The 25264-nt window shown below is 61.6% G+C and carries 24 protein-coding genes and 3 tRNA genes; 8 read left to right on the top strand and 19 right to left on the bottom strand.

Going from position 1 to position 25264, the window contains the following annotated elements:
• Nucleotides 1-73: 73 nt before the first annotated feature.
• The 4 genes from ACVOMB_RS04130 (at nt 74) to dxs (ending at nt 5373) form a co-directional block, all read left to right on the top strand.
• Nucleotides 74-550, top strand: a complete 477-nt coding sequence (locus ACVOMB_RS04130; protein WP_481530003.1) for an LEA/WHy family protein — start codon at nt 74-76, stop codon at nt 548-550.
• 37 nt (nt 551-587) lie between these two features.
• On the top strand, nt 588-2378 hold the full coding sequence (locus ACVOMB_RS04125; RefSeq protein WP_481530002.1) for an acyl-CoA dehydrogenase C-terminal domain-containing protein: 1791 nt from the start codon (nt 588-590) through the stop codon (nt 2376-2378).
• Between the two features lie 252 nt (nt 2379-2630).
• Nucleotides 2631-3296 (top strand): HNH endonuclease, encoded by a 666-nt coding sequence (locus ACVOMB_RS04120; RefSeq protein WP_481530001.1) that lies wholly within the window; start codon nt 2631-2633, stop codon nt 3294-3296.
• A gap of 166 nt (nt 3297-3462) precedes the next feature.
• The gene (gene dxs / locus ACVOMB_RS04115; RefSeq protein ID WP_481530000.1) at nt 3463-5373 is read left to right on the top strand and encodes a 1-deoxy-D-xylulose-5-phosphate synthase; all 1911 of its coding nucleotides are present in this window, start codon (nt 3463-3465) and stop codon (nt 5371-5373) included.
• Nucleotides 5374-5599: 226 nt separating this feature from the next.
• On the opposite strand, the gene ACVOMB_RS04110 is transcribed toward dxs, so the two are convergent.
• Together ACVOMB_RS04110 and ACVOMB_RS04105 are read right to left on the bottom strand one after the other, a co-directional pair.
• On the bottom strand, nt 5600-6619 hold the full coding sequence (locus tag ACVOMB_RS04110) for a TraB/GumN family protein (RefSeq protein WP_481529999.1): 1020 nt from the start codon (nt 6617-6619) through the stop codon (nt 5600-5602).
• 190 nt (nt 6620-6809) lie between these two features.
• Nucleotides 6810-7661, bottom strand: coding sequence for an MBL fold metallo-hydrolase (locus ACVOMB_RS04105; protein ID WP_481529998.1), 852 nt, complete (start codon nt 7659-7661; stop codon nt 6810-6812).
• Between the two features lie 12 nt (nt 7662-7673).
• On the opposite strand from ACVOMB_RS04105, the gene ACVOMB_RS04100 reads away from it, so the two are divergent.
• Nucleotides 7674-8642, top strand: coding sequence for a GlxA family transcriptional regulator (locus ACVOMB_RS04100; RefSeq protein ID WP_481529997.1), 969 nt, complete (start codon nt 7674-7676; stop codon nt 8640-8642).
• A 129-nt stretch (nt 8643-8771) separates the two neighbouring features.
• On the opposite strand, the gene ACVOMB_RS04095 is transcribed toward ACVOMB_RS04100, so the two are convergent.
• Entirely contained in the window at nt 8772-9041 is a 270-nt protein-coding gene (locus ACVOMB_RS04095) for a putative hemolysin (protein ID WP_481529996.1), read from the bottom strand.
• Nucleotides 9042-9336: 295 nt separating this feature from the next.
• On the opposite strand from ACVOMB_RS04095, the gene ACVOMB_RS04090 reads away from it, so the two are divergent.
• Both ACVOMB_RS04090 and ACVOMB_RS04085 read left to right on the top strand, forming a co-directional pair.
• Nucleotides 9337-9645, top strand: coding sequence for a hypothetical protein (locus tag ACVOMB_RS04090; protein ID WP_481529995.1), 309 nt, complete (start codon nt 9337-9339; stop codon nt 9643-9645).
• A gap of 242 nt (nt 9646-9887) precedes the next feature.
• A complete protein-coding gene (locus tag ACVOMB_RS04085; protein WP_481529994.1) occupies nt 9888-10118 on the top strand; it encodes a DUF1653 domain-containing protein in 231 nt (76 codons plus the stop codon).
• 462 nt (nt 10119-10580) lie between these two features.
• Here ACVOMB_RS04085 and ACVOMB_RS04080 read toward each other — a convergent pair whose 3' ends face one another.
• From ACVOMB_RS04080 to uvrB, 16 genes are all read right to left on the bottom strand, one after another.
• A complete protein-coding gene (locus ACVOMB_RS04080) occupies nt 10581-11090 on the bottom strand; it encodes a hypothetical protein (RefSeq protein ID WP_481529993.1) in 510 nt (169 codons plus the stop codon).
• 207 nt (nt 11091-11297) lie between these two features.
• Nucleotides 11298-11846, bottom strand: a complete 549-nt coding sequence (locus ACVOMB_RS04075; RefSeq protein WP_481529992.1) for a DUF805 domain-containing protein — start codon at nt 11844-11846, stop codon at nt 11298-11300.
• Nucleotides 11847-12244: 398 nt separating this feature from the next.
• Nucleotides 12245-12321 (bottom strand) — tRNA-Pro (locus ACVOMB_RS04070).
• 61 nt (nt 12322-12382) lie between these two features.
• Complete coding sequence (locus tag ACVOMB_RS04065) at nt 12383-12739, bottom strand: MerR family transcriptional regulator (protein ID WP_303746832.1); 357 nt, start codon at nt 12737-12739, stop codon at nt 12383-12385.
• Nucleotides 12720-13019 carry an integration host factor subunit alpha gene (locus ACVOMB_RS04060; protein ID WP_054657702.1) on the bottom strand — a complete coding sequence of 100 codons (300 nt, stop codon included), beginning with the start codon at nt 13017-13019 and terminating at the stop codon, nt 12720-12722. Before ACVOMB_RS04060 ends, ACVOMB_RS04065 begins: the two co-directional genes overlap by 20 nt.
• Before the next feature lie 21 nt (nt 13020-13040).
• Entirely contained in the window at nt 13041-15422 is a 2382-nt protein-coding gene (gene pheT / locus ACVOMB_RS04055; protein WP_481529991.1) for a phenylalanine--tRNA ligase subunit beta, read from the bottom strand.
• Between the two features lie 123 nt (nt 15423-15545).
• Nucleotides 15546-16541: a phenylalanine--tRNA ligase subunit alpha gene (pheS, locus tag ACVOMB_RS04050; RefSeq protein ID WP_481529990.1), complete on the bottom strand. Its 996-nt coding sequence runs from the start codon at nt 16539-16541 to the stop codon at nt 15546-15548.
• Nucleotides 16542-16741: 200 nt separating this feature from the next.
• Entirely contained in the window at nt 16742-17101 is a 360-nt protein-coding gene (rplT, locus tag ACVOMB_RS04045) for a 50S ribosomal protein L20 (protein WP_054657697.1), read from the bottom strand.
• A 10-nt stretch (nt 17102-17111) separates the two neighbouring features.
• Nucleotides 17112-17309, bottom strand: coding sequence for a 50S ribosomal protein L35 (gene rpmI / locus ACVOMB_RS04040; protein ID WP_002811096.1), 198 nt, complete (start codon nt 17307-17309; stop codon nt 17112-17114).
• Between the two features lie 287 nt (nt 17310-17596).
• Nucleotides 17597-18121: a translation initiation factor IF-3 gene (infC, locus tag ACVOMB_RS04035; protein ID WP_313319538.1), complete on the bottom strand. Its 525-nt coding sequence runs from the start codon at nt 18119-18121 to the stop codon at nt 17597-17599.
• 68 nt (nt 18122-18189) lie between these two features.
• A complete protein-coding gene (thrS, locus tag ACVOMB_RS04030; RefSeq protein ID WP_481529989.1) occupies nt 18190-20094 on the bottom strand; it encodes a threonine--tRNA ligase in 1905 nt (634 codons plus the stop codon).
• 504 nt (nt 20095-20598) lie between these two features.
• Nucleotides 20599-21750 carry an agmatine deiminase family protein gene (locus ACVOMB_RS04025; protein WP_481529988.1) on the bottom strand — a complete coding sequence of 384 codons (1152 nt, stop codon included), beginning with the start codon at nt 21748-21750 and terminating at the stop codon, nt 20599-20601.
• 9 nt (nt 21751-21759) lie between these two features.
• Nucleotides 21760-22071 (bottom strand): hypothetical protein, encoded by a 312-nt coding sequence (locus tag ACVOMB_RS04020; RefSeq protein WP_481529987.1) that lies wholly within the window; start codon nt 22069-22071, stop codon nt 21760-21762.
• A gap of 35 nt (nt 22072-22106) precedes the next feature.
• Nucleotides 22107-22181, bottom strand: a tRNA-Val gene (locus ACVOMB_RS04015).
• Nucleotides 22182-22296: 115 nt separating this feature from the next.
• Nucleotides 22297-22371, bottom strand: a tRNA-Val gene (locus ACVOMB_RS04010).
• Nucleotides 22372-22468: 97 nt separating this feature from the next.
• Nucleotides 22469-24484 carry an excinuclease ABC subunit UvrB gene (gene uvrB, locus ACVOMB_RS04005; protein ID WP_481529986.1) on the bottom strand — a complete coding sequence of 672 codons (2016 nt, stop codon included), beginning with the start codon at nt 24482-24484 and terminating at the stop codon, nt 22469-22471.
• 142 nt (nt 24485-24626) lie between these two features.
• On the opposite strand from uvrB, the gene ACVOMB_RS04000 reads away from it, so the two are divergent.
• A complete protein-coding gene (locus ACVOMB_RS04000; protein WP_481529985.1) occupies nt 24627-25211 on the top strand; it encodes a GspH/FimT family pseudopilin in 585 nt (194 codons plus the stop codon).
• Nucleotides 25212-25264: the final 53 nt, after the last annotated feature.

Raw genomic sequence — 25264 nt, 5'->3', positions numbered from 1 at the left:
GACCTGTACCCAGCAGGCCGCCATACGCCGTAGTATTCTTGGGAGATAGCTCAGGACCCGAGGACCACGCCCCATGCGTTTTCGCCCCCAGTACGCCTTGATGGCCGTACTAGCACTTGTACTTACCGCCTGCGGCAATGGCCCGGTCAAGCGTGTTTCCGAACCGGCGGCCAGCATCCAGCAATTGAGCGTCGGCAATGACGGCAACTGGGAAGTTGAATTGCGCCTGCGCAATTACAGCTCCATGCCGATGCGCTTTGACAGCGTTGCATTGGCGGTAAAGGTCGGCGACGAAGCCGCCGGTACGCTCAGCGCCAGCCCGGCCCTGTCGATCGGCCCGGAATCGGCCGACGTCATCAAGGTACGTCTGCAGCCCTCGTCCTCGGCACGCATCGTCGTGGCCGATGCACTGGCTGGCGGTCGCTCGCTGTTCTACGAACTGGAAGGCAGTGTCAGCGCCACTCCGGAAGAAAAGAAGCAACGCAGTTTCGACATCAAATCGCGCAACAGCCTCAACCAGGCCCCCGGCCTGCCCGGCGTGCTGCGCTGATCCCCTACCCGTTCCCGCATCGTTCGAGAGCCGTCTGATGAGCAACTACAAAGCCCCTGTTACCGATCTTCGCTTCGCCCTGCACGACGTATTGAAGGCCGAGTCCCTGTTTGCATCGATGGGTTTCGAAGATGCCAGCGCCGACGTCATCGACGCGGTTCTGGAAGAAGCCGGCCGTTTCAGCACCAGCGTGCTGGCCCCGCTCAATGCGATCGGCGACCAGACCGGCTGCAAGCTCGACAAGGCCACCAATGAAGTAACCACCGCACCGGGCTTCAAGGAAGCCTATGCGCAGTTCGTCGAAGGCGGCTGGACCGGCCTGACCGCATCGCCGGACTTCGGTGGCCAGGGCATGCCGGAGACCATGGGCATGGCATTGAGCGAAATGGTGTCCTCGGCCAACCTGGCCTGGAGCCTGTTCCCGATGCTGTCGCACGGTGCGGTTGAAGCGCTCAAGCATTACGGCGAAGACTGGCAGAAGGAAGCCTTCCTCAAGCCGCTGGTGGCCGGCAACTGGACCGGCACCATGTGCCTGACCGAACCGCACGCCGGCACCGACCTAGGCCTGCTCAAGACCCGCGCCGAACCGAACGCCGACGGCAGCTATTCGATCACCGGCACCAAAATCTTCATCACCGCTGGCGAGCACGACCTCAGCGACAACATTGTGCACCTGGTGCTGGCCAAGCTGCCTGACGCGCCGGCCGGCCCGAAGGGCATCTCGCTGTTCGTCACCCCGAAGTACAAGGTCGACCGCGACGGCAAGCAGGGCGAGCGCAACGAACTGCATTGCGGCGCGCTGGAGCACAAGATGGGCATCCACGGCTCGTCCACCTGCGTGATGAACTTCGACGGTGCCCTGGGCTACCTCGTCGGCCAGCCGCACAAGGGCCTGCAGGCGATGTTCGTGATGATGAACTCCGCGCGCCTCGGCGTTGGCGTGCAGGGTCTGGCGCAGTCCGAACGTGCCTATCAGGGCGCATTGGCTTATGCCCGCGAGCGCCTGCAGTCGCGCGCACCCAAGGGTGCCGTGCAGCCGGACAAGCCGGCCGACCCGATCATCGCCCAGCCCGACGTGCGCCGCATGCTGCTGACCACCAAGGCACTGACCGAAGGTGGCCGTCTGCTCGCCGCACACGCTTACACCCAGCTCGATGCCGCCCACAGCAGCAGCGATGCGCAGGCGCGTGCCGACGCCGACACCCTGGTCAGCTTCCTCACCCCGATCGTCAAGGCCTGCCTGACCGAGTGGAGCATCGAGGCGACCTATAACGGCCAGCAGGTGTTCGGCGGCCACGGCTACATCGCCGAGCACGGCATGGAGCAGTACGCCCGCGATGCCCGCATCACCACGCTGTATGAAGGCACCACCGGCATCCAGGCACTGGACCTGATCGGCCGCAAGACCGCCGCCTCGCAGGGCGCCGGCCTGAAGCTGTTCCTGGCCGAGATCGAGCAGTTCATCGCTGCCAACGCCAGCAACCCGGCCGTGGCCGAGTTCCTGCCGGTGCTGGGCGGCAAGGCGCAGGAATGGGGCAAACTGACCATCGACGTGCTGCAGCGTGCTGCCGCCAACCCGGAAGAGCTGGGCGCAGCCAGCTGGGATTACCTGTTCTACAGCGGCTACATCGCAGTGGCTTATTGGTGGGCACGTTCGGTGGTCGCCGCACAGGCATCCAGCCACACCGAAGCCTTCAAGCAGGCCAAGCTGGAAACCGCGCGTTTTTACTATGCCCGCATCCTGCCGCGCACCCTGAGCCACGCCGCCGGCATCGCCGCCGGTGCCGACTCGCTGATGGCCATGGATTCGGCGCGCTTCGGCGACTAAGCCAACAGCGCAAGCAGAACTAAAGCCCCTCTCCCATTTACGGGAGAGGGGTTGGGGTGAGGGCAGCTCTTGCTTATAGCCCCCTCCCTTGCGCCGAAGGCGGAGGGGAGGGCTGGGGAGGGGTGAGCTTTCAGGCGACTGAAACACACCCAGCTTCGCGGCTCACGCCACTCCTACAAAACCATCGGCAAAACCACCGGCCCACCCGCCTTTACACAAACTGTCACGCATCGTGTATAAGCTGTTAACCCGATGGAGACAGACACTACACCGCGTAGTCTGATCGATACCGGAGCCGGGAATTCCGCTCCGATAGACGGGTTTTCACTTCCACCCTCCCTGCACCGCCTCGGCTCCGTGCGACTGTTGTCGCTGGATGCGCATGGCCGCGTGCTGGACTGGATCAACTGGCAGGACGCTGCCTGCCTGTACGCGCGAGGCGCCGTCGCCTGGACCATGGGTGATCCCTGCCTGCACGTACACGGTGCGATATCACGGCTGACCGGCCTGCGCAGCGGCATGGACCTGCACCCGATCATCGCCTCGCGCGGCCACGCCCGCTCGCGCGCCATCGATCCCACGCCCAATCTCACCAATCCCGCGCTGTTTGCCCGCGACGCCCAGCTCTGCCTGTACTGCGGCCAGCACTTCAACCGCCCGCAGCTGACCCGCGACCACGTCCTGCCGGTCTCCAAGGGAGGCAAGGACACCTGGGAGAACGTGGTCAGCGCCTGCTTCCACTGCAACTCGCGCAAAAGCAACCGCACCCCGGCGCAGGCCAACATGCCGCTGCTGGCTGTGCCGTACCGGCCAAGCTGGATCGAGCACCTGATCCTGTCCAACCGCAACATCCTGGCCGACCAGATGGCCTTCCTGAAGTCGCAGCTGCCGCGCAAAGCCTTGCAGCGCGGGCTCTGAGCCCGGCACCGCAGCCCCGCGTATTCATGCGCAACTGCCAGCCAGACTGAACACGGCCTTCAGCTTGGCGCCAAACCACCTCATCCGGCACTCATTGATGATGTGCTTTGCTTGCCCCACCCTCTCAGGACGGGGAAAATACCGTTTCGAGTGAAACGCGAAGACCATGATCGACTCTGCCAGCTATCCGCGCCTGTCGCGCATCAAGACCCCCGACGACCTGCGTCTGTTCGACGAGAGCGAACTGGGGGCCATCGCCGGCGAGTTGCGCGCCTACCTGATCGAATCAGTGGGTAAGAGCGGCGGTCACTTCGCGGCTGGTCTGGGCGTTATCGAGCTTACCGTCGCCCTGCACTATCTGTATGACACCCCGGTCGACCAGCTGGTATGGGACGTGGGCCACCAGACCTATCCGCACAAGATCCTCACCGGTCGTCGCGACAGCATCCACACCGTCAAGCAGAAGGACGGCGTCGCGCCGTTCCCCAAGCGCGAGGAAAGCGAGTTCGATACCTTCGGCGTCGGCCATTCCTCGACCTCGATCTCCGCTGCACTGGGCATGGCCATCGCGCGCCAGCGCCAGGGCGATGAGCGCAAGGTGATCGCGGTAATCGGCGATGGTGCGATGACGGCCGGCATGGCCTTCGAAGCGCTTGCCCACGCCGGCGGCATGGACGACGAGCCGAACGTGCTGGTCATCCTCAACGACAACAACATGTCCATCTCCGAAGCCGTCGGTGGACTGACCAAAATGCTGGGCCGGGCAACCGCCAGCCGCACCCTCAACGCGCTGCGCGAGAGCGGCAAGAAAATCCTTGGTGACAAGCGCAGCAGCCCGCCCGCGCGCTTCGTGAAGCGCTGGGAAGAACAGTGGAAGGGCATGTTCGTACCGTCCACCGCCTTCGAGCAGATGGGTTTCCATTACACCGGCCCGATCGACGGCCATGATCTGCCGCTGCTGGTGTCGACCCTCAAGCACCTGAAGGATGCCAAGGGCCCGCACCTGCTGCACATCATGACCACCAAGGGCAAAGGCTATGAGCCGGCCGAGGACGACCAGATCGGCTACCACGCCGTCGGCCCGTTCGACCCCAGCAAGGGCCTGCCGGAAAAAGGCGCGCCCAAGAAGCCGACCTATACCGACATCTTCGGCGACTGGCTGTGCGATGCCGCTGCAGCCGACCCAAAGCTGCTGGCGATCACACCGGCCATGCGCGAAGGCTCCGGCCTGGTGCGTTTCAGCAAGGAATACCCGCAGCGTTACTTCGACGTCGCCATCGCCGAGCAGCACGCGGTGACGCTGGCTGCCGGCATGGCCACGCAGGGCTCCAAGCCCGTAGTCGCCATCTATTCAACTTTTCTGCAGCGCGCCTACGACCAGCTGGTACATGACGTCGCCACCCAGGATCTGGACGTGCTGTTCGCCATCGACCGCGCCGGCGTTGTCGGCCCGGACGGCGCCACCCACGCCGGTAACCTCGACCTGAGCTACCTGCGCTGCGTGCCGAACATGGTGGTCATGGCCCCCGGCGACGAAGCCGAATGCCGGCAGATGCTCAGCACCGGCCTGCAGTACAAGGGCCCGGCCGCAGTGCGCTACCCGCGCGGCACCGGCCCCGGCGCTGCAGTCGCCACCGACCTGTCCACGCTGGAAATCGGCAAAGCGCAGCTGCGCGTGCAAGGCAGCCGCATCGCCATCCTCGCCTTCGGCGCGGCCCTGCCGGCGGCAGAACAGGTTGGCCGCGAGCTGGGCCTGAGCGTGGTCAACATGCGTTTCATCAAGCCACTGGACAAGGCGATGCTGCTGGAACTGGCACGCACGCATGACGGCTTCGTCACCGTTGAAGACAACGTGGTTGCCGGCGGTGCCGGCTCGGGCGTTTCCGAACTGCTCAATGCCGAAGCCGTGCTGATGCCGATGCTGCATCTCGGCCTGCCTGACAGCTACCAGCACCACGCCAGCCGCGAAGACCTGCTGGCTGAGGCCGGGATTGATGCGGCAGGCATTCGCGCTGCAATCCTGAAGCGCTGGCCGAAGTTGCAGGACAGCGCCACACCGTTGAGTGCGGCGAGCTGAGCTGAACTCGAACTTGTGAGCCCCCGAAGTCCGATGCCAGACCTCCGGCATCGGATTTTTCTTTGTGGGAGCGGCGTAAGCCGCGAAGCAAAAGCACTATCCGGTATTAGGAAAACTGGTTGCTCGAGCTACATCAGCTTCGCGGCTTACGCCGCTCCCACAAATCAACAACAGCGTAGCCCGCCGCCCCTGCAAGAGCTCTGTGCTCTCACCACAGAACTGCTCCTCAGGGCGACTCAATTTCATACCCGCGCGCCTGCAACGCCGCGAGATAACCATCCGCTTCCAGCAAACGATCCACCGGCAACATCGCAAACGTTTCTTCATTGCGCTGCAGCGCGCCCTCTGCAATCGACAACCAATGCTGCCGCACCCGTGCCTTCAGATCACCGAAGCCGCGATTGCGTACAAAGCCGGACTCGGTCACCGCCTGCATGCAGGCATTGCCTGCATCCTCATAGGGCGAGCGCCGCAATGCCTCGATATCGCCCACCGCCCAGGCATTCGCCCGCTCTACCAAGGTCGGCAGATCATGCTCGATCAAGGCAACGGTCCGCTCCAGACACAGCGCATCATTCATGCCGCCTTCCCGGAACTCACGGACGGCAGCCTTCGGGTCTTCAATCTTGATCTTCAACGCCGTCGGTGTGGGGGTGATGCCTGCTGCTTTTGCTGCAGCCTCAACCACAGGCCAGACAACCGGCTTCTGCCCCAAGCCAATCGCCTTGGTAGCCGCCGACTGCAACTCAACGGCGGCAAACATCGGGCGCTTGCGCTCGATGCCGCCATCGCGCGGCAGATAACGTTGTTTCACCACACGCCAGCGCGCATAGACCGCGGGCTCGAGTACATCACTCAACTCAGCACCATCCTCATTGCGCATGCCCTTCCAGACCGAGGGCGCCAAGGCCAGCTTGCCGAAGAAGCCGAGGTCCGCGTCGAAGGTCAGCGCAGGCGGCAACAAGACCTGCCCTGAGCGCGCAATCACCGCACGCACCTCGTCGGCCCGCCATTCGATCTTATTGGGCAAGGGCGACACCGTGCCCAGTATCCAAAGCACATGCCCGTCCTTGCTGACCCGCCACAAGCCAGGACCGGGTTGCACACCATGGACGAGGACCGCCTCCATGTCACGAATCGGCGCTGCGTCGGCATCCGCGGCTTCAACCAACTCCTGCGCTGATGCCCCTCCAGCAAACAAGCACATCAACAGACAGCAACCACGCAAGCTGTGTACCACCGACATACCTGTCTTCCTTGAGACGACCTGGCTGGCGACATTAGCCATTTCGCTGCACCGATGCGTTAGAACATCGTTCTGCCGGGAGAATGCATGACGGGAAACTTGCGGGCCGACCACCGGCAGTGTCGAGCCATGCTCGGCAGAGGCTTTACCGGGAACGTCCCAGCCGAGCATGGCTCGGCACTACCTGAGCTCAGAACTCGAGCACCTCACCATCAGCTGGAACCCGCAAGCGATCCGAAAGCCCTGCTTCGCGCGCAGCCAGCGTCAACGCCTGCCGACTCACCGGACAATGGCTCAACGCCTCCAGATGGTTGGCAACAACAACGCCTTCGGCAAGGCGCGCAAACGCCAGCGCCTCATCCAGGCCCATGATGATCTCTCCACCAAGATCAAACCGCGCGCCGCCGGCAGGAATCACACAGACATCCGGCTGATGCCTGCGCACGAAATCTTCGACCGCGGGCGAAAGCACGGTATCACCAGACAGATACAGACTAGGCTCGCCGGGAATCTCAATCAGATAGCCCACACCGTGCTCCATGAAGCGCCCGATCACACCACGGCCATGGGTGCATCGCGCAGTACGAATGCTTCCTCCCAGAAACGGACTTCCGAGTTCATGCGCCTCGGGCAATGGCTGCATGTTCAAGCCGCGCGTCACCAGATGCACAGCATCATGCGGCGTGCAAATCACCGGAATGCGCCGCTCGCGCAACCATCGTTTGCCGGCACGGTCCAGATGATCGAAGTGACCTTTCTGACAGTGGGTGATCAGGCAATGGGTGACCGACTGCAGCGCCGGCTCGACTGCCGCTGGCAGATCCACCAGCGGGTTACGCTGCAGACCTGTAAACAGGCGCAGCGGCGGCAACACCGCCCTGCCTGCCAACATCGGGTCGACCAAGATGCGATGAGAGCCGATTTCAACAATGATCGTGGCATTGCGCAGTTGCTGGATTTTCATGGATTGGCCGATGGAAAGAGGCCCCCATGGTGAGCCGGTGCGACCTGCCCGATAATGGCAAGAAACGCCAAATTTCATTCAATACCGGCCATGCCAAGAACCTGCCAGATCGGCCTCCTGCTCTATCCCGGCTGCATGCCCGCAGGCCTGCTTGGCTTCGCCGATCTGCTGCATGCGGCCAATCGCCGCACCGCCAAGCCGCTGTTCCAAACCCGCTTCGTCGGTTTGAAAGCCGGGCCGATCAGCTGCAGCCAAGGTCTGGAAATACACGCTCACAACAGCATCGATGATCAATCTTTCGATGCCGTGCTCGTACCCGGATTCTGGGCTGAATCCGCTGTCGAGGTGGAAGCCACGCTGCAGAACAACGCTGCACTCATACGGGCGCTGTCGCAGCTTCCAAAACGCTCCCGACTATGGAGCTACTGCGTAGGCGTCAGCCTCGCTGCAGCCAGTGGGCGCCTGGACGGGCAAGCAGCCACCGCGACCTGGTGGCTGCTCGACAACCTGCGCAAGCGCCATCCGAAGATACGCTGGCAAGCAGAGAACACCTGCATCTATGCAGCACGACATGCCACCGCAAGCGGCGTCAGCGGCTACCTGCCGATTGCGCAGAATCTGATCGAACAAGCAGTCAGTCCCGCCATCCTGCAGGACCTGGTCAAGCTGATGGTGCTGCCAAGGCCGGCGCAAACACACGATGCCTTCCAGGCGCTGAGCCTCATCCAGCAACCCAACGGCTTGCTGCGCAAGCTACACGCAGCGGTTGAAGCATTGCCCGCGGATCAAATGACCGTGGATAGGCTCGCGGAACGGCTGGGCATGTCCAGCCGCACGCTTGCGCGCAGGGTGAAGGATGAAACTGGTTACGCCGCCGCAACGTACTCGCGCCGCATCAAGCTCGCCCAGGTCGCCGAGCGCCTGACGCTGACCTCGGCACCGCTTTCAGCAATCAGCAACGAACTGGGCTTCAGCAGCGACTCCAACCTGCAACGCATGTTCAAGGAGCTGACGCGGCTCACGCCCATGCAGTATCGACAGCGATTTTCGCGTCAGTGATGCACACGAGCCGAGTGTGGCTCGGCATTACACCACATCACACGGACTAGGCTCTGATCATCCTGCTCGTCGTTGAAACAGGATAGCCAAGGACATTTGCAGGCCATCCCAACTAAACACCCCGCCCCCTTACTTGGTGCCGGCCGCGTTGTCGCGGCGGAACAGCTCCCACTCTTCGATCTGGGTGCCATCAGCCAGGTGGCAGATGCCGTACTCCCCACCTTCGCTGTTCTTCTTGATCTCAACCTTGCCGCCCTTTTTTACGCAATACTCGGACGCGGGATTGGCCATGCCTACGCGCTGCTGGCCGGGATCGGTCTTTGCGTCATTTTTCGGTGCGCAGGCTGCAACCGAGCCAAACAACGACAGGGCAGCTAAATAAAGTACGAGGGATTTCATCGGTGCTCTCCAAGGCCGTCGCCCTATTCTCGACCGCAGACCAGCAAAAAATTGTGATGACCTTGCGGCCTACCAGCCAAGTCATTGGACTGCCGCATTCGAAGCATCGGACGGAAGCATTGCACACGCGCTCACCCACCTTTGAAAGGCTGCCAAGGACCTGGGCCGCCAAACTTGCCTCGGCGCCGACAGCCCAGTGCCTCTACGGCGCTAGCGGTAGCGATGCGCTGCACCGATAGGTTTGAATGCCCATCCGACAGCCAGTAAAATCCTCCCTTTGTAGAAGGAGAGGAACGTGGCCAAAGACGAACTGCTTCACGACATGTTGGCCACCTTGGACAGGCTCATCACCGTCTTTTCTTCAGCCACCCCGGATGAAAAAGCCTGGCGCGAGGCGATCATCGAGATGCGCGAGATCCGCGGTTCATTGCCTGCATCTCCAATATTGGAGAGATTCGTGGGCAAGCGCATCAGACAGTCTCTCGATATTCGCGGCTTGAGCCTCACCAACGGCCCAGCCACGCGAGCGCTGCTCGGCCCCAGCATCGTGGCCAACCTGACGCTGGCCAGGCAAGTCCTGGAAGGCTACCTGGGCAAGCCCTGAGGGTAGAAACCAGTTACCTGTCACTCTTGGCGGCCCCTGACCTGAGCAGAAATCAGCGACGGGTTTACGTCAATGCGTTGAGGCGACACTTCCACTGTTGTTCGGGATTTGACCGGCACAAGCATGCTTGAGCCAATATGCACCTCTCGCCACGGATCAGCATCGGCCTCATTTTCAGTGCGCGGACAGCCCTTTCTTCCGGCTACTACGATCCGCAGCCCTACCCGATAGAGAAATCGTCAATGTCCGACCTACCGCATCTTCCCAGTCTGACGCTTGGACGCTATCGCCATTTCAAAGGCGGCGAATACGAAGTCATCGGCCTCGCCCGGAGCAGCGAAACATTGGAAGCGCTGGTGCTCTACAAGCCCTTGTATGGCGACCTGGGCGTGTGGGCCCGGCCGTATGCGATGTTCGTGGAACAGGTAACCGTAGAAGGCGTGTCCCAGCCAAGGTTTGCCTACCAGAGCTGATACCTCCGTACAGGCGTGACCACTTCACACCCAGCGCCATGCAAGGGCCGAAACGAATCACAACGAGACGGACCTGCGAAGTGACAAGTTCGGAGGCAGCTGACGCTACCGGCGCCCCCACTTCTGGAACGCAATCACTGCCGTCTCAGCTCGCAATCTGCGCTCATTCCGCCGCGCCCATTCCTCGCATCCCGCCTTGCCAGTCTCGTAGCTCCGGCAGCTGCGCGGCGGATGCAGCACCGCTCCGCCAGGTGGAGGCAGGTGGTACGCGAGGTTCACGAACCACGATCCGTCCAGCCGCTCGACCAATCGGGATACGGCAATTTCGTTGACGTAAATCGCCGTCAGCTGGCTCTCGAAGTCCGCGACCTTCGCCCATTTGAAGTTTTCTGGAAGCATAGCCCAGCATGGCGCCGTGGCGTCTCAGGAGCTGGGACGGGAGGCGGATTGACGACATCCAAGTCAGCCGAGCGGCAGCGACTTGAATGATCTTTTAGGCAGTTCTTCTACGTAGTGGCCTATGGCCGATCTGCGTACTTTTAGGAAAATGATGGAACCCTTGCGATATCGAGCGTCCGCGCACAGCCTGACAATACCTGCGTTTTTTATCTGAACGGTCGTTCTTATGCATCCTTTCGCCGATCGTGATGAAACGACAGTGCCGCGATCGATGGTGCTGCTACCCAGGATCGAGGTAGTCAACATGCCCAAGGCGAAGCAGAGAACGATGAAGAGTCCGCCTGTAGCGCTTACGGCCTGGAAAGCCACATGAGAAGCATTGAGTTTGAGCGCCTGAGTGAGTTCAGCGCGATCTTTCCAATGACTCAGGATGTAGCGATAAATCGCCCTCAAAGATGCCAGCGAAATGCCCAGGCAGAACAATAGATAGAACTTGTTTGGTGAAAATTGGAACACATACGGTATGAAAAAATAGAGGCCGATGAGAAGTGCAACAACAATAAATATGCGCATGTTTTCTTCCCTGACTAACCATCTGACAACCAGCCCCCTTGGGCTCGTTGTACATATTGTCCATTGCGCGCTGCACGATGGCCCGCCCCCTCTTCGATGCAGCTCGATCTCAGGGTTACAACGTCCGGCCAACAAGATAGCGGATAACCGATAGGTGCACAGCGCGCCCGTACACAGGCAAATCCCCCGACTATCGGCGGACGTCGCTCAACCCGTAGCTACCTCAGCCGGCTCCTTCGCCTTGGTGGGATAGGTAAGCAGGTAGAGCAGCACCAGGATGCCACCTACCGGCGCCAGACTGATCAGCTGCCACCACGGGTTCAAACCAGCGTCGCGCAGGCGCCTGGTACAGGCCGCGATCCAGGGCAGCAACACCAGCAGAGATGTGATTTCCAGCGCCCATTGACCAATGGCCTCAGCGAAAAGCTGGGCGAAGGCAAGCACCATCGCAACAGCAAGTGCGAACCACCAGAAATCTGCCCGCGGGGTTGTACCGGTGAACTCCAGGCCGCGCAGCACACCTTCGCGCATTGCCTCCAGCGCTGACTGACTGGGCGACGGATTACCGGTCAGCAGGCTTTCGGCAGGCACCTCGAAGACGGCAGCCAATGCCCGCAAGGACTCCGTCGAGATCTTCGCGCCTGATTCCAGGCGCTGAATGGTCCTCAGGTTCAAACCACTCAGATTGGCCAACTGCTCCTGCGACCATTGCCGGCCAGTGCGGAGCTCGCGAAGTCGGGCGCTGTTGATGTGCATGAAAGACCCCTTGAATCAGTTGTTTGGCTCGCCGACATCATCTCGCCGCTCCCAACCTTGGGTGACGACATCAGCCCGACACGGGCAGGACACGAGCCCGACCTCGCACTGACGGCTCCCGCCCCGGCCCGAGCATACCGCCCAGCGCGCCTGTGATTCATGCGATTGGGGCTCACCCTGGGGGCAGCCTGCTGAGGATGGCTTGGTGGCCAGCAGCCAAGCGCTGTTCCACTGCATCCAGTCAGCGCGCCATGGCCGAGCACCATCTCGGCGGACCCGAAGCACAATGGCAAGCAGTCAGCACCAGCGTCTCGTTGCCAAAGCAGCGAACACCTGACAACCAAAACGAAAAAAGGCTCACGACGTAAGCCGTAAGCCCTTGTTCTTAAGTCAGTAATTGGTCGGGACGGCCGGATTTGAACCGACGACCCTCTGCCCCCCAGGCAGATGCGCTACCAGGCTGCGCTACGCCCCGATCGTTACTGCTATCGCCTTGCGACGAGCCGGTGATTATACCGGTTTTCACACAAAAAAGTTCAGCGACGGAGCAGTTGCAGTACTTCTTCCAGCTCCATGCGCACTTGCTTGATGATCTGGTTGCTCAGTGCCGATTCTTCGCGGGCGCCCTCGCCTTCCAGTCGCAGGCGGGCACCACCGATGGTGTAGCCCTGTTCGTACAGCAGGCCGCGGATCTGCCGGACCATCAGCACATCGTGGCGCTGATAGTAGCGACGGTTGCCGCGGCGCTTGCCTGGCTCAAGGCTGGGGAACTCGGTTTCCCAGTAGCGCAGCACGTGCGGCTTGACGTCGCACAGCTCGCTTACTTCACCAATAGTGAAGTAACGCTTGGCCGGAATCGGCGGAAGTTCGCGGTTACTGCCCGGATCCAGCATATGCCTCCACCCGCTCCTTGAGCTTCTGGCCCGGACGGAAGGTGACTACCGTACGGGCGGAAATCGGAATTTCCTCGCCGGTCTTTGGGTTGCGACCCGGGCGCTGGTTCTTGCGCCGCAGATCGAAATTACCGAAGCCCGACAGCTTCACTTGACGTCCCTGTTCCAATGCATCGCGCAACACATCGAAAAACGCGTCGACAAATTCCTTGGCCTCACGCTTGTTCAGACCGACTTCGTCGAACAACCGATCCGCCATCTCCGCCTTGGTCAATGCCATGCCTGCTCCCTGTATCCCGCCTCAGCCACGGATCTTTGCGCCGTGCCCATGATCAATCGCCGCCACCACATCGGTGACTACGGCTTCCACGTCACGGTCCGTCAATGTGCGCGACTTGTCCTGCAAAATCAAGCCCATAGCCAAACTCTTGAAGCCCGGCTCGACGCCTTGGCCGACATAACGGTCAAACAGCGCCACTTCACGCAGCAGTTCGCCAGCAGAAGCCCGGATGGTTGTCGACAAGTCAGCCCAGCTGACCGATTCAGCCACGACCACAGCCAGATCTCGGCGCACCGCCGGGAAACGTGACAGCTCGCTGGAGCGCGGCAGCGAGCGCGCGGCCAGCGGGGCCAGATCCAGCTCGAATGCGTAGACATCGGCATCCACTTCCATGGCCTTAGTCAGGCGCGGATGCAGCTGGCCGATCCAACCGATGCATTCGCCGTCGCGCCAGATGTCCGCCGAGCGGGCCGGGTGCGCATACGGGCGCTGCGAGGCGCGGAACTCCAGGGCTGCGCCGGAGGCAGCAGCCAGCGATTCCAGATCACCCTTGAGGTCATGGAAATCGACCTTGCGCGCCTTTTCGCCCCACTGCAGGGTGGCAGCATCACCGCATACGGCAGCAGCAACGCGAACGGTTTCCTTCGGTGCGGGCTTGCCCTCGCCGGCCTGCGCTGCGAACACGCGGCCGATTTCGAACAGGCGCACGCGGCCAGCCTGGCGGGCTACGTTGCGACCCAAGGTTGCGACCAGACCCGGCAAGAGCAACGGACGCATCACCGCCAGCTCGGCCGACAGCGGGTTGGCCAGCGCAACCAGACCTTCGCCCTGCTGCCACTGCTTCAGCAGCTCGGCATCAACGAAGGCGAAGTTGATGGTTTCCAGCATTTCGCGGGCCACCAACTGGCGACGCACGCTGAGGTCATCCAGGCGGGTTTCGCTCGGCATGGCGATGCGCGCAGCGCCGCCCGGCAAGGTGGTCGGGATGGATTCGTAGCCGTGGATACGGGCCAACTCTTCGATCAGGTCTTCTTCGATGGCGATGTCGAAGCGACGGCTCGGACCGGTAACGGTCCAGCCATCAGCAGCAACTTCAACCTGCATGCCAAGCGCACGCAGGATACGCTCGACTTCCGCGTCTTCAATCTGGATGCCAAGCACGCGCACGATACGGGCACGACGCAGCAGGATCCTGGCGGCGACCGGCAGGTCGGCTTCGCGCACGACTTCGGTGACCGGCGCCGGCGTGCCGCCAGCCAGGTCGAGCACCAGCTTGGTGGCGTATTCGATGGCGGTGCGCGGCAGCTGCGGGTCCACGCCACGCTCAAAGCGGTGACCGGCATCGGTGTGCAGGCCGAGCTTGCGGCCGCGGCCCATGATCGCCGCCGGGGCGAAATGCGCCGCCTCCAGGAACACCTTGCTGGTCGCATCGGTGACGCGAGTATCGAAGCCACCCATCAGGCCAGCCAGGCCGACCGGACGATCGGCATCGGTCACCACCAGGAAGCTGTCATCCAGCGCGGCGTCGCGGCCGTCGAGCAGCTTGAGGCTTTCACCGGCGCGCGAGCGGCGCACGGCGATCGGCCCCTTCAGCGTATCCAGGTCGTAGGCATGCATCGGCTGACCGAGTTCCAGCATCACGTACTGGGTGATATCAACCAGCAGCGACACCGGGCGCACACCACTGCGGCGCAGGCGCTCGGCCATCCACAACGGCGTGGTCGCGGCGGCATTGACGCCTTCGATCACTCGGCCGAGGTAACGCGGCGCTTCGGCGCCTGCGTCGAGCTGGATACTCAGTTCGCGCGCGCCCTGTGCCTGCACGGCATCGGCGGCGAACGGCTTCACTTCGCTGCGGGTAGCGGCAGCAACGTCGAAGGCGATGCCACGCACACTGAAGCAATCCGCGCGGTTCGGGGTGAGTTTGATCTCGATGCTGGAATCCGGCAGGCCGAGATATTCGACCAGCGCGGTGCCGACCGGCGCGTCGTCGGGCAGTTCCAGCAGGCCGGATGCATCGTTGTCCAAGCCCAGTTCCTTGGCCGAGCACAGCATGCCGTTGGATTCGATGCCGCGCAGCTTGGCCGGCTTGATCTTCAGCTCACCGATCTGCGCGCCAACCATTGCCAGCGGTGCCACCAGACCCGGACGCGCATTCGGCGCGCCGCAGACGATCTGCAACAGTTCGGCCTGGCCGGCGTCAACGCTGCAGATCTGCAGACGGTCAGCTTCCGGATGGCGGGTAGCTTCGACGATGCGCGCCACCACCACGTTGTCCAGGCCTGCGCCCAGTGCGGTGACTTCTTCGACTTCCAGACCGATGGCAGTCAGCACGGCGCTGAGTTCGTCGCGCGAGGCGGTGGTCGGTACGTGGCTGCGCAGCCAGCTTTCAGAGAATTTCATGTGTTTACCTTGATGGGAGGCGGGCCTCCCGTTGCGGTTTTTTGTTGATACCCGGCGCTTTGCGCCTGGGGTTGGTCAACGTTTAAAAGCTGCCGAGCATGGCTCGGCACTACACAGTTCGCCTTAGGCGAACTGCTTGAGGAAGCGGACGTCGTTTTCGAAGAAGGCGCGCAGGTCGTTGACGCCGTAACGCAGCATCGCGAAACGCTCCACGCCCAGGCCGAAGGCGAAGCCGGTGTAGCGCTCCGGATCGATACCGACAGACTTCAGCACGTTCGGGTGGACCATGCCGCAGCCCAGCACTTCCAGCCAGCGGGTGCTGCCATCGGGCTGCTGCCAGGCAATGTCCACTTCCGCACCCGGTTCCACGAACGGGAAGTAGCTCGGGCGGAAACGCATTTCGAAATCGCGCTCGAAGAAGGCGCGCACGAACTCGGACAAGGTGCCCTTGAGGTCGGCGAAGTTGGAGTGTTCGTCCACCAGCAGACCTTCGACCTGATGGAACATCGGCGAGTGGGTCTGGTCGCTGTCGCTGCGGTACACCTTGCCGGCCGCAATCATGCGCAGCGGCGGCTTGTGCTCGCCCATGTAGCGCACCTGCACACCGGAGGTATGCGTGCGCAGCAGGCGGCCATCGCCGAAGTAGAAGGTGTCGTGCATGGCGCGCGCCGGGTGGTGCGGCGGGAAATTCAGCGCCTCGAAGTTGTGCCAGTCGTCTTCAATTTCCGGGCCTTCGGACAGTTCGTAACCGAGGCGGGCGAAGATTTCGGTGATGCGCTCCAGGGTGCGCGTGACCGGATGCAGGCCGCCGCGCTCGCCATGACGGCCCGGCAGGGTGACGTCAATGCTTTCAGAGGCCAGACGTGCATCCAGCGCGGCGTTTTCCAGCAGCGCCTTGCGCTCACCCAGAGCCGAGGACACCGCGTCACGTGCGATGTTGATCGCCTCGCCTGCTGCCTTGCGCTCGTCGGCCGGCAATGCGCCGAGCTGCTTGAGCTGGGCAGTGATGCTGCCACTCTTGCCCAACAGCGAAACACGCAGGTTTTCCAGCGTTTCCGGGCTCTGCGCCGCGGCCACATCGGCCAGCGCCTGTGCGGTCAAGGATTGGATGTCACTCATGGGATCGACGAAACCTCTGGCCGGCTTGCCTACGCGGTGCGCGCCGGGCCGACCCCCGTCGCCACCAGTGGCTGACCGCCGCGCAACCATCGGCAGCGGCAACCAGCACAAAAAAGAATGGGGAAGGACTTGCGCCCTTCCCCATGCATTGTCTCACCACAGCCGCTGCGCGTGAACGCTACAACTGCTGCAGGAAGAACTTATGCCGCCAGTGCGCCCTTGGCCTTTTCTGCCAGAGCGGCAAAACCGGCTGCGTCGTGCACTGCGATATCAGCCAGAACCTTACGGTCCAGGGTGATACCGGCCTTCAGCAGGCCGTTCATGAAACGGCTGTAGCTCAGGCCGTTGATGCGGGCAGCCGCATTGATGCGGGTGATCCACAGCGAACGGAAATTGCGCTTCTTCTGCTTACGGCCAATGTAGGCGTACTGCTGTGCCTTGATGACTGCCTGCTTGGCAACGCGGAAGACCTTGCGACGGGCGTTGTAATAGCCCTTTGCCAGATCCAATACTTTCTTGTGGCGGCGGCGCGCCTGCACACCACGCTTTACTCGTGCCATGGTTCAGTCCTCAGAGGTAGGGAAGCATACGGTCCAGACGGCCTGCGTCTTCTGCGCGGACGTGATTCGTCTGACGCAGGTTACGCTTCCGCTTGGTCGCTTTCTTCGTGAGGATGTGGCTACGGTTGGCGTGACCGCACTTGTACTTGCCGGAGGCGGTCTTGCGGAAACGCTTGGCCGCCGCCCGGTTGGTCTTGATCTTGGGCATTGCTATGTCCTTGATGGTCTCTTTTCACTGACTGGGCGGTGGTTTTACCCACACTTTCCGTCCCTGCCCTTGTCTGTTTAAAGCCCACACTCCCACTGGAGGCAGGCAGGTCCTGGGTGCAGCAAACAACAAACCCGGCGAACCGGGCCGCCCATTATGCCTTGCGCACCAGCCACTTGCAAATCGCAAGCTGGTTGGCACTCAAATTGGCTGAACAGGCATGCAAACAGGGAGGCAGCCGAAGCCCCTCCCTGTTCAGCAAAGCAGCAGGCCCGAGGGCCGACGGCTTACTTCTTCTTCGGCGCGATCATCATGACCATCTGCCGGCCTTCCAGGCGCGGACGGGACTCGATCACGATGTCCTCACCCAGATCAGCCTCGATCCGGTTGGCCATTTCGCGACCCAGTTCCTGATGGCTCATTTCGCGGCCACGGAAGCGGATGTTGACCTTGATCTTGTCGCCCTCTTCGAGGAAACCGCGCATCTTGCGCAGCTTGATCTGGTAGTCGCCCTCGTCCGTGACCGGACGGAACTTCACTTCCTTGATCTCGACCTGCTTGGTCTTCTTCTTGGCCTCGTTGGCCTTCTTCTGCGCTTCGAACTTGAACTTGCCGAAATCCATGATCTTGCAGACCGGCGGATCGGCCTGCGGCTGGATTTCAACCAGGTCCAGGCCTTCGTCTTCGGCCATGGACAGCGCTTCGTCGCGCGACAACACGCCAATCATTTCACCGTCACTGCCGATCACGCGTACGCGCGGCACCCGGATTTCCTGATTACGGCGGTTCTGTTTGTTGTCAGGGATACTGATATTGCAATCTCCAAGTGGATTAGTACCGGCCCTGCGGAGTGTCCGCCGGGGCCGGGGCCCTACTTACTTCAATGTTTCAATTCTGCCTGCAGCCGTTCGACGAAGGCCTGAACCGACATCGAACCAAGGTCTTCACCGGACCGCGTGCGTACCGCCACGGCCCCGTTTTCCTTCTCGCGGTCACCAATGACCAGCAGGTACGGTACGCGCTGCAGCGTATGCTCGCGAATCTTATAGCCGATCTTCTCGTTGCGCAAATCGGCGTCAACCCGGAAGCCTTGATTTGCAAGGCTTTTGCGAACTTCCTCGACGTAATCGGCCTGGGCGTCGGTGATATTGGCCACCATCACCTGCACTGGCGCCAGCCAGGTCGGGAACGACCCGGCGTGCTGCTCGATCAGAATGCCGAGGAAACGCTCCATCGAGCCAACAATGGCCCGGTGCAGCATCACCGGATGGCGCTTCTGGCTGTTCTCATCGACGTATTCAGCGCCGAGGCGGCCCGGCATCATGAAGTCGACCTGCATGGTACCCAGCTGCCAGGTACGGCCGATGGCGTCCTTCAGGTGGTACTCGATCTTCGGGCCATAGAACGCGCCCTCGCCCGGCAGTTCCTGCCATTCGACACCGCAGCTGGACAGCGCGGTGCGCAATGCACCCTCAGCCTTGTCCCAGGTCTCGTCGTCGCCAAGACGCGATTCCGGACGCAGCGCGATCTTGATCTGGATTTCCTCGAAACCAAACGCCTTGTACACCGCCAGTGCCTGCTGATGGAAAGCCGTCACTTCCGCTTCAACCTGGCTCTCGGTGCAGAAGATGTGGCCATCGTCCTGGGTGAAACCACGCACGCGCAGGATGCCGTGCAGCGCGCCGGACGGCTCGTTGCGATGACAGGCACCGAACTCGCCGTAGCGGATCGGCAGGTCGCGGTAGCTGTGCAGCCCCTGGTTGAACAGCTGCACGTGGCCCGGGCAGTTCATCGGCTTCAGCGCATAGGTGCGCTTCTCCGATTCGGTGAAGAACATGTTGTCCTGGTAGTTGTCCCAGTGACCGGACTTCTTCCACAGGCTGACGTCGAGGATCTGCGGGCAACGCACTTCGCCGTAACCACTCTCGCGGTAGACGTTGCGCATGTACTGCTCGACAACCTGCCAGATCGACCAGCCCTTCGGATGCCAGAACACCAGGCCCGGCGCCTCTTCCTGCAGATGGAACAAATCCTGCTGCTTGCCGATGCGGCGATGGTCGCGCATTTCGGCTTCTTCGATGCGCTTGATGTAGGCCTCAAGCTGCTTCTTGTCAGCCCAGGCAGTGCCGTAGATGCGCTGCAGCTGTTCGTTCTTGGCATCACCACGCCAGTAAGCGCCGGAGATGCGCGTCAGCTTGAAGGACTTCAGGAAGCGCGTGTTCGGCACGTGAGGACCGCGGCACATGTCCACGTATTCCTGGTGGTAGTACATGCCCATCGCGGTGATGTCATCGGACATGTCTTCGATCAGGCGCAGCTTGTAGTCCTCGCCGCGCGCCTTGAAAATTTCGACCACTTCCGTACGAGGCGTGACCTTCTTGATCACGTCGTAATCCTGGGCGATCAGCTCGCCCATGCGCTTCTCGATCGCCGCCATGTCTTCCGGCGTGAACGGGCGCTCGTTGTAGATGTCGTAGTAGAAGCCTTCGGCGATGACCGGGCCGATCACCATCTTGGCTTCCGGGTACAGCTGCTTCACGGCATGGCCGACCAGGTGAGCGCAGGAGTGGCGGATGATCTCCACACCCTCCTCGTCCTTGGCGGTGATGATGCGCAGCGAAGCATCGTGATCGATCACGTCGCTGGCATCGACCTGCACGCCATCAACGGCGCCGGCAATGGTGGCCTTGGCCAGACCGGCACCAATGGACTGGGCAACATCCATGACGCTGACCGGATTTTCGAACTGACGGACGCTGCCGTCTGGGAGAGTGATGTTGATCATGGGGTTCACCAAAGGTCACGACCCGCTGGGCGGGCTGAAAGCAGCGCCAAATAGCGAGGCTTTACGGGAATTCATGGAACTGCTTGGAATTCTGGGCAATAAAAAAGCGCCACGACGGCGCCTGCATCAGGGCGGTGGCGGAGATCAGCAGTGGGCGATGGTAGTGCTCATGTCACACGCTCGGCCGGCGCTTGGCGCGGGCCACCTCGATTGCCGAAGGGGTTGTTAGGGAGATATTAAACCAATCAGGGCAAACCTGCTTCGGGGCCTTTCCACGCCCTGGCTCACACCCAGCCCCAGAAGACTGAACATTGACCTCCGCGACGGAGCCTCACCAGAATCAATGCACTCGATCCGCGCTCACCAGGCAACCAGGAACCACCCAAGAATTCGGATAAAGCCAATAAAATCAGCACCTAAGGGAAGACACCCGATAGTCCGCGCCCTTCAGCGATTGGCGCTCCACCCGCCCTGCTCCACACACGACCCAAACAGACGCGCGGATCATCCGCGTCCAGCCACATCTGCCTGGCGCTGAACCCCTCCGAAAACCGGAAGATTCTTGCTCACGCAGTGAATGCCGCCGCCACCAGCGGCGATCGGGTCGATATTGATCTGGACGATCTCCCGCCCCGGATAGAGCGACTTCAGCAGATCCCTGCAGCGAGCATCGGCCTCGGCATCACCGAACTCGGGAGCGATGACCGCACCATTGATCGGCAGGAAATTGATGTAGCCAGCCGCATAGTCGGCCTCCCGCGTATAGACGTTGTCACGGGGCTCCTGCGGCGGCGACAGCGTATGCACCTGCAGGCGTCGGCCGGCAGCATCGGTAGCTATCTTGAGAATATCCAGATGACGGCGCGTGACCGCGAAATCATAGGAGTCAGGATCATTGTCGAGATTGACGATGACCACACCCGGCTCCGCGAAGCGCGCATAGAAATCAACATGGGCATCGGTGATGTCCTGCCCCTTGATGCCCGGCAACCAGATGATCTTGCGCAGACCAAGTAGTGACTTCAGCTCCGCCTCAATCTGCGCCTTGCTCATGCCCGGATTGCGGCTGTCGTTGATCCAGCAACTTTCCGTAATGATCGCCGTGCCGTCACCGTCCACTTCGATACCACCACCCTCACCCGTCAGCCGGCTGCGCAGGTAGTGCGCGTGAAGGTCAGCACTCAGTGTTTTCGCCACCGCGGTATCACCCGCGAAAGCCTGCTTGCGCCCCCAGCCATTGAAGTTGAAATCAACCAGCCCGAGCTGCGCGTCGCGCCCGAGCACGAAACAGCCGCCGTAATCGCGCACCCATATGTCATCGAGCGGCATCGGCATATAGCGGATATTGGTGGTGCCACAGGCGCGCATGGCCTCCGCCTTCTGCGCCTCACGGCACAGAACAGTGACGGGTTGATAGCGGGAAATCGTGCGAGCCAGAAGAGCGACAGTCCTGTTCACCGGGGCCGCCCAATCACGCCAGACAGTCTTTGATGCGGCATAGGCGAGAAACACGCGCTCCTGCGGCACCTCCTCCGCCGGCAAATGCCAATTTTGTCCCGTCGCCGCAGCGAGCGGTGCACATAAACCGGTCTTGATGGATGCCGCCGCACCAACACCGACAGAGAGCTGCGCAAGAAACTGCCTACGATTCAACATCACACCACCTCATGGATAGACGGCGATTTCAGCACGCAGCCGACAGGCGCGCATGAACCGGCCACCACCGGCATCGAACGCACCAGCAGAAGCCCCATTCCACATAAGAGGCAGATATTCCCGCCAAACCGATGAAGATGCTGTCGTGAGTGATGCCAGGAGGAACACCCCAAGGACACCGGTCACGGACGAAATTTGATGCAACACCGTTCCGGGCAGAGTGCCGGCCAGAACCTTCAGCGAATGAACAAAGAAGGCCACGGAAGCATCCGGGCAGACAGGGACGAAATGCGAAGCCCAGCGGCCTGATTCGCTCTTCAAGTGATTCCACCGAAACCGCTGTACCGGGTTTCAAGTGGTGGGCGGTACAGGGTTCGAACCTGTGACCCCTACCATGTCAAGGTAGTGCTCTACCGCTGAGCTAACCGCCCGTTTTGAAGCCAATCTCCGCTGCGAGGGCACATACCCCCTACCGCAACGTGCAACATCACCTGTAAACAAAAAACCCGGCCAGCGCCGGGCTTTTGTGGCCACTCCCCTAGGAAGTGGTGGGCGGTACAGGGTTCGAACCTGTGACCCCTACCATGTCAAGGTAGTGCTCTACCGCTGAGCTAACCGCCCGTCTCAGCAACAATTTCTTCGCTGCGAGGGCGCGTATCTTAACCCCGCTCTTCACGAAGAACAACCGTTTTCGCGAAAAATTTCACGCTAGACCGCTTCAGCCCAGATTCGCCTCCTTCAGGCGATGGATCTGATCTCGGATACGCGCGGCATCCTCGAACTCCAGGTCACGGGCGTGCTGGTACATCGTCTGCTCCAGCTCCTTGAGGCGCGCGGCCAGCTTGGCCGGCTCCAGCGGCAGATAGTCGCTCTCGGGCTCGGCCACGCGACGCCCCTTGCCCTTGGCGCTGGACTTGGGCGAGCTTTCGTCGTGTGCACCTTCGAGGATATCCACGATGGGCCGCACCACCGATTGCGGCACGATGCCGTGCTCTTCGTTGTATTCCACCTGCTTTTGCCGGCGACGATCGGTCTCATCGATGGCCGCCTGCATTGAGCGGGTCATCTTGTCGGCGTACAGAATAGCCTTGCCGCGCACATTGCGCGCCGCCCGGCCGATGGTCTGGATCAGCGAGCCGGTTGAGCGCAGGAAGCCTTCCTTGTCAGCATCGAGAATCGCGACAAGCGACACCTCGGGCATATCCAGGCCTTCGCGCAGCAGGTTGATGCCGACCAGCACATCGAACTTGCCCAGGCGTAGATCACGGATGATCTCCACGCGCTCGACAGTATCCACATCCGAGTGCAGGTAGCGCACGCGGATGCCGTGTTCGCTCAGGTACTCGGTGAGGTTCTCGGCCATGCGTTTGGTCAGCGTCGTAACCAGCACGCGGTCACCCATCTTGATGCGCTCGTTTGCCTGCGACATCAGATCATCGACCTGCGTCCCTACCGGACGGATCTCCACCTGCGGATCGATCAGGCCGGTCGGGCGCACCACCAGCTCGGTGATGTCATTACCCGATTCGCGCAGCTCGTACGGACCCGGCGTTGCCGACACATAGATGGCGCGCGGCGAGCGCGCCTCCCACTCCTCGAAGCGCAGCGGACGGTTGTCCAGCGCCGAAGGCAGGCGGAAGCCGAATTCGACCAGGGTTTCCTTGCGCGAACGGTCGCCCTTGTACATGGCGCCGATCTGCGGAATGGTCACGTGCGATTCGTCGATGACCAGCAGCGCATCGGCCGGCAGGTAATCGAACAAGGTCGGCGGCGGATCGCCAGCAGCCTTGCCAGTAAGGTGCCGAGAGTAGTTCTCGATGCCGTTGCAGTAACCAACCTCGGCCATCATTTCCAGATCGTATTGGGTGCGCTGCGCCAAACGCTGCGCTTCGACCAGCTTGTTCTGCGCGTACAACTGCTCCAACCGCTCTTTCAGCTCGACCTTGATGGTCTCGACAGCCGCCAAAACCCGCTCACGCGTGGTGGCGTAATGGGTCTTCGGGTAGATGGTGTAGCGCTGCATCTTGCGCAGGCTTTCCCCGGTGAGCGGATCGAACATGCTCAGCTGCTCGATATCGCCATCGAACAGCTCGATCCGAAGCGCCTCGCTGTCCAGCTCGGCAGGAAACACATCGATCACCTCACCGCGTACGCGGAAGGTGCCGCGTTGCAGCTCGTACTCGTTGCGGGTGTACTGCAGCTGGGTCAGATGCTTGATCAGATCACGCTGATCGATGCGTTCACCCTTGGACAGGATCAAGCGCAGCGAAAGATAGTCCTCCGGCGCACCGAGGCCGTAGATGGCCGACACCGTCGCCACCACGATCGCATCCGGCCGCGACAGGAGGGTCTTGGTCGCCGCCAGGCGCATCTGCTCGATGTGCTCGTTGATCGAACTGTCCTTCTCGATGAAGGTGTCCGACGACGGCACATAAGCCTCGGGCTGGTAGTAGTCGTAATAACTGACGAAGTACTCGACCGCATTGTTCGGGAAGAACGCCTTGAACTCGCCGTACAACTGCGCAGCCAGGGTCTTGTTCGGCGCCATCACCAGGGTCGGGCGCTGCACCTGCTGAATCACATTGGCAATGGTGTAGGTCTTGCCCGAGCCGGTCACACCCAGCAGCGTCTGCTTGGCAATGCCCGCTTCGAAGTTGGCCACCAGCTTTTCGATGGCAGCCGGCTGGTCGCCAGCGGGCGAATACGGCGATACGAGCTGGAAGCTGTCGGACATGGCAGGCGCTGACCGGGGTGGACTTTGAAGTATAGCCAGCTGCGGCATGACTCCTCACCCAGCAATACCCCCACGTTCAGCCGCGATGCCCGGCGATGCCGCACCACCCCACCCACCGGCAACCATCACCATCCCACTGGACATGGCCGCCAACATGCACTGCAGCATCGCCTCCCTTGACAAGGCCCGCCGGGGCGCACGAATTGGCAGCCCAAAAGGCATGTCATTGATCGAACTGATGATCTGCACAGGGATGCTCATATTGCTGGGGATCCTGGGCGCCCCATCCATACGCATGTTGGCGCTAAGGCATCGCGCCATCGCCGCTGAGCATGCACTGATTGGCAACCTTCAGCTTGCCCGATCAGCCGCCATTAGCTACAGGAAAGATGCTGTCCTATGCCCCTCACTGGACGCAGAGCGATGCAGCGGCAGCAGCGACTGGAGCACGGGCCTACTCCTGTTCTTGGACGCAGATGGCGACCGGGAGCCGAACACCACCTCTGACATTGTCCGGACCGACAGCTTCCCCGCAGGCAGCCTGCGCGTCACCAGTTCACGCGGTCGCCACCTTATTCGATACCTGCCTGACGGACGGAGCGCAGGCACCAACCTTACAATCTCGGTATGCGGAAAGAGCGGTGCAACGCTGAAGCAAGTAATCGTCAACAACGCCGGGCGAGTCCGCAGCCAGCGCCCCAAAGAACCCCGCAATTGCCCGGACTGAGCATTGACGAGACAATCGACTATTGCGCACTTCACGCAAGGCGTTTAGAATGC

The organism is Stenotrophomonas sp. STEN018, assembly GCF_056760235.1.
This window is presented reverse-complemented; position numbering and strand designations above follow the sequence as displayed.

Coding starts and splice junctions, on each gene's coding strand:
- ACVOMB_RS04130 (WP_481530003.1), top strand. CDS start 74: ATGCGTTTTCGCCCCCAGTACGCCTTGATGGCCGTACTAGCACTTGTA.
- ACVOMB_RS04125 (WP_481530002.1), top strand. CDS start 588: ATGAGCAACTACAAAGCCCCTGTTACCGATCTTCGCTTCGCCCTGCAC.
- ACVOMB_RS04120 (WP_481530001.1), top strand. CDS start 2,631: ATGGAGACAGACACTACACCGCGTAGTCTGATCGATACCGGAGCCGGG.
- dxs (WP_481530000.1), top strand. CDS start 3,463: ATGATCGACTCTGCCAGCTATCCGCGCCTGTCGCGCATCAAGACCCCC.
- ACVOMB_RS04110 (WP_481529999.1), bottom strand. CDS start 6,619: ATGTCGGTGGTACACAGCTTGCGTGGTTGCTGTCTGTTGATGTGCTTG.
- ACVOMB_RS04105 (WP_481529998.1), bottom strand. CDS start 7,661: ATGAAATTTGGCGTTTCTTGCCATTATCGGGCAGGTCGCACCGGCTCA.
- ACVOMB_RS04100 (WP_481529997.1), top strand. CDS start 7,674: ATGCCAAGAACCTGCCAGATCGGCCTCCTGCTCTATCCCGGCTGCATG.
- ACVOMB_RS04095 (WP_481529996.1), bottom strand. CDS start 9,041: ATGAAATCCCTCGTACTTTATTTAGCTGCCCTGTCGTTGTTTGGCTCG.
- ACVOMB_RS04085 (WP_481529994.1), top strand. CDS start 9,888: ATGTCCGACCTACCGCATCTTCCCAGTCTGACGCTTGGACGCTATCGC.
- ACVOMB_RS04080 (WP_481529993.1), bottom strand. CDS start 11,090: ATGCGCATATTTATTGTTGTTGCACTTCTCATCGGCCTCTATTTTTTC.
- ACVOMB_RS04075 (WP_481529992.1), bottom strand. CDS start 11,846: ATGCACATCAACAGCGCCCGACTTCGCGAGCTCCGCACTGGCCGGCAA.
- ACVOMB_RS04065 (WP_303746832.1), bottom strand. CDS start 12,739: ATGCTGGATCCGGGCAGTAACCGCGAACTTCCGCCGATTCCGGCCAAG.
- ACVOMB_RS04060 (WP_054657702.1), bottom strand. CDS start 13,019: ATGGCATTGACCAAGGCGGAGATGGCGGATCGGTTGTTCGACGAAGTC.
- pheT (WP_481529991.1), bottom strand. CDS start 15,422: ATGAAATTCTCTGAAAGCTGGCTGCGCAGCCACGTACCGACCACCGCC.
- pheS (WP_481529990.1), bottom strand. CDS start 16,541: ATGAGTGACATCCAATCCTTGACCGCACAGGCGCTGGCCGATGTGGCC.
- rplT (WP_054657697.1), bottom strand. CDS start 17,101: ATGGCACGAGTAAAGCGTGGTGTGCAGGCGCGCCGCCGCCACAAGAAA.
- rpmI (WP_002811096.1), bottom strand. CDS start 17,309: ATGCCCAAGATCAAGACCAACCGGGCGGCGGCCAAGCGTTTCCGCAAG.
- thrS (WP_481529989.1), bottom strand. CDS start 20,094: ATGATCAACATCACTCTCCCAGACGGCAGCGTCCGTCAGTTCGAAAAT.
- ACVOMB_RS04025 (WP_481529988.1), bottom strand. CDS start 21,750: ATGTTGAATCGTAGGCAGTTTCTTGCGCAGCTCTCTGTCGGTGTTGGT.
- uvrB (WP_481529986.1), bottom strand. CDS start 24,484: ATGTCCGACAGCTTCCAGCTCGTATCGCCGTATTCGCCCGCTGGCGAC.
- ACVOMB_RS04000 (WP_481529985.1), top strand. CDS start 24,627: ATGGCCGCCAACATGCACTGCAGCATCGCCTCCCTTGACAAGGCCCGC.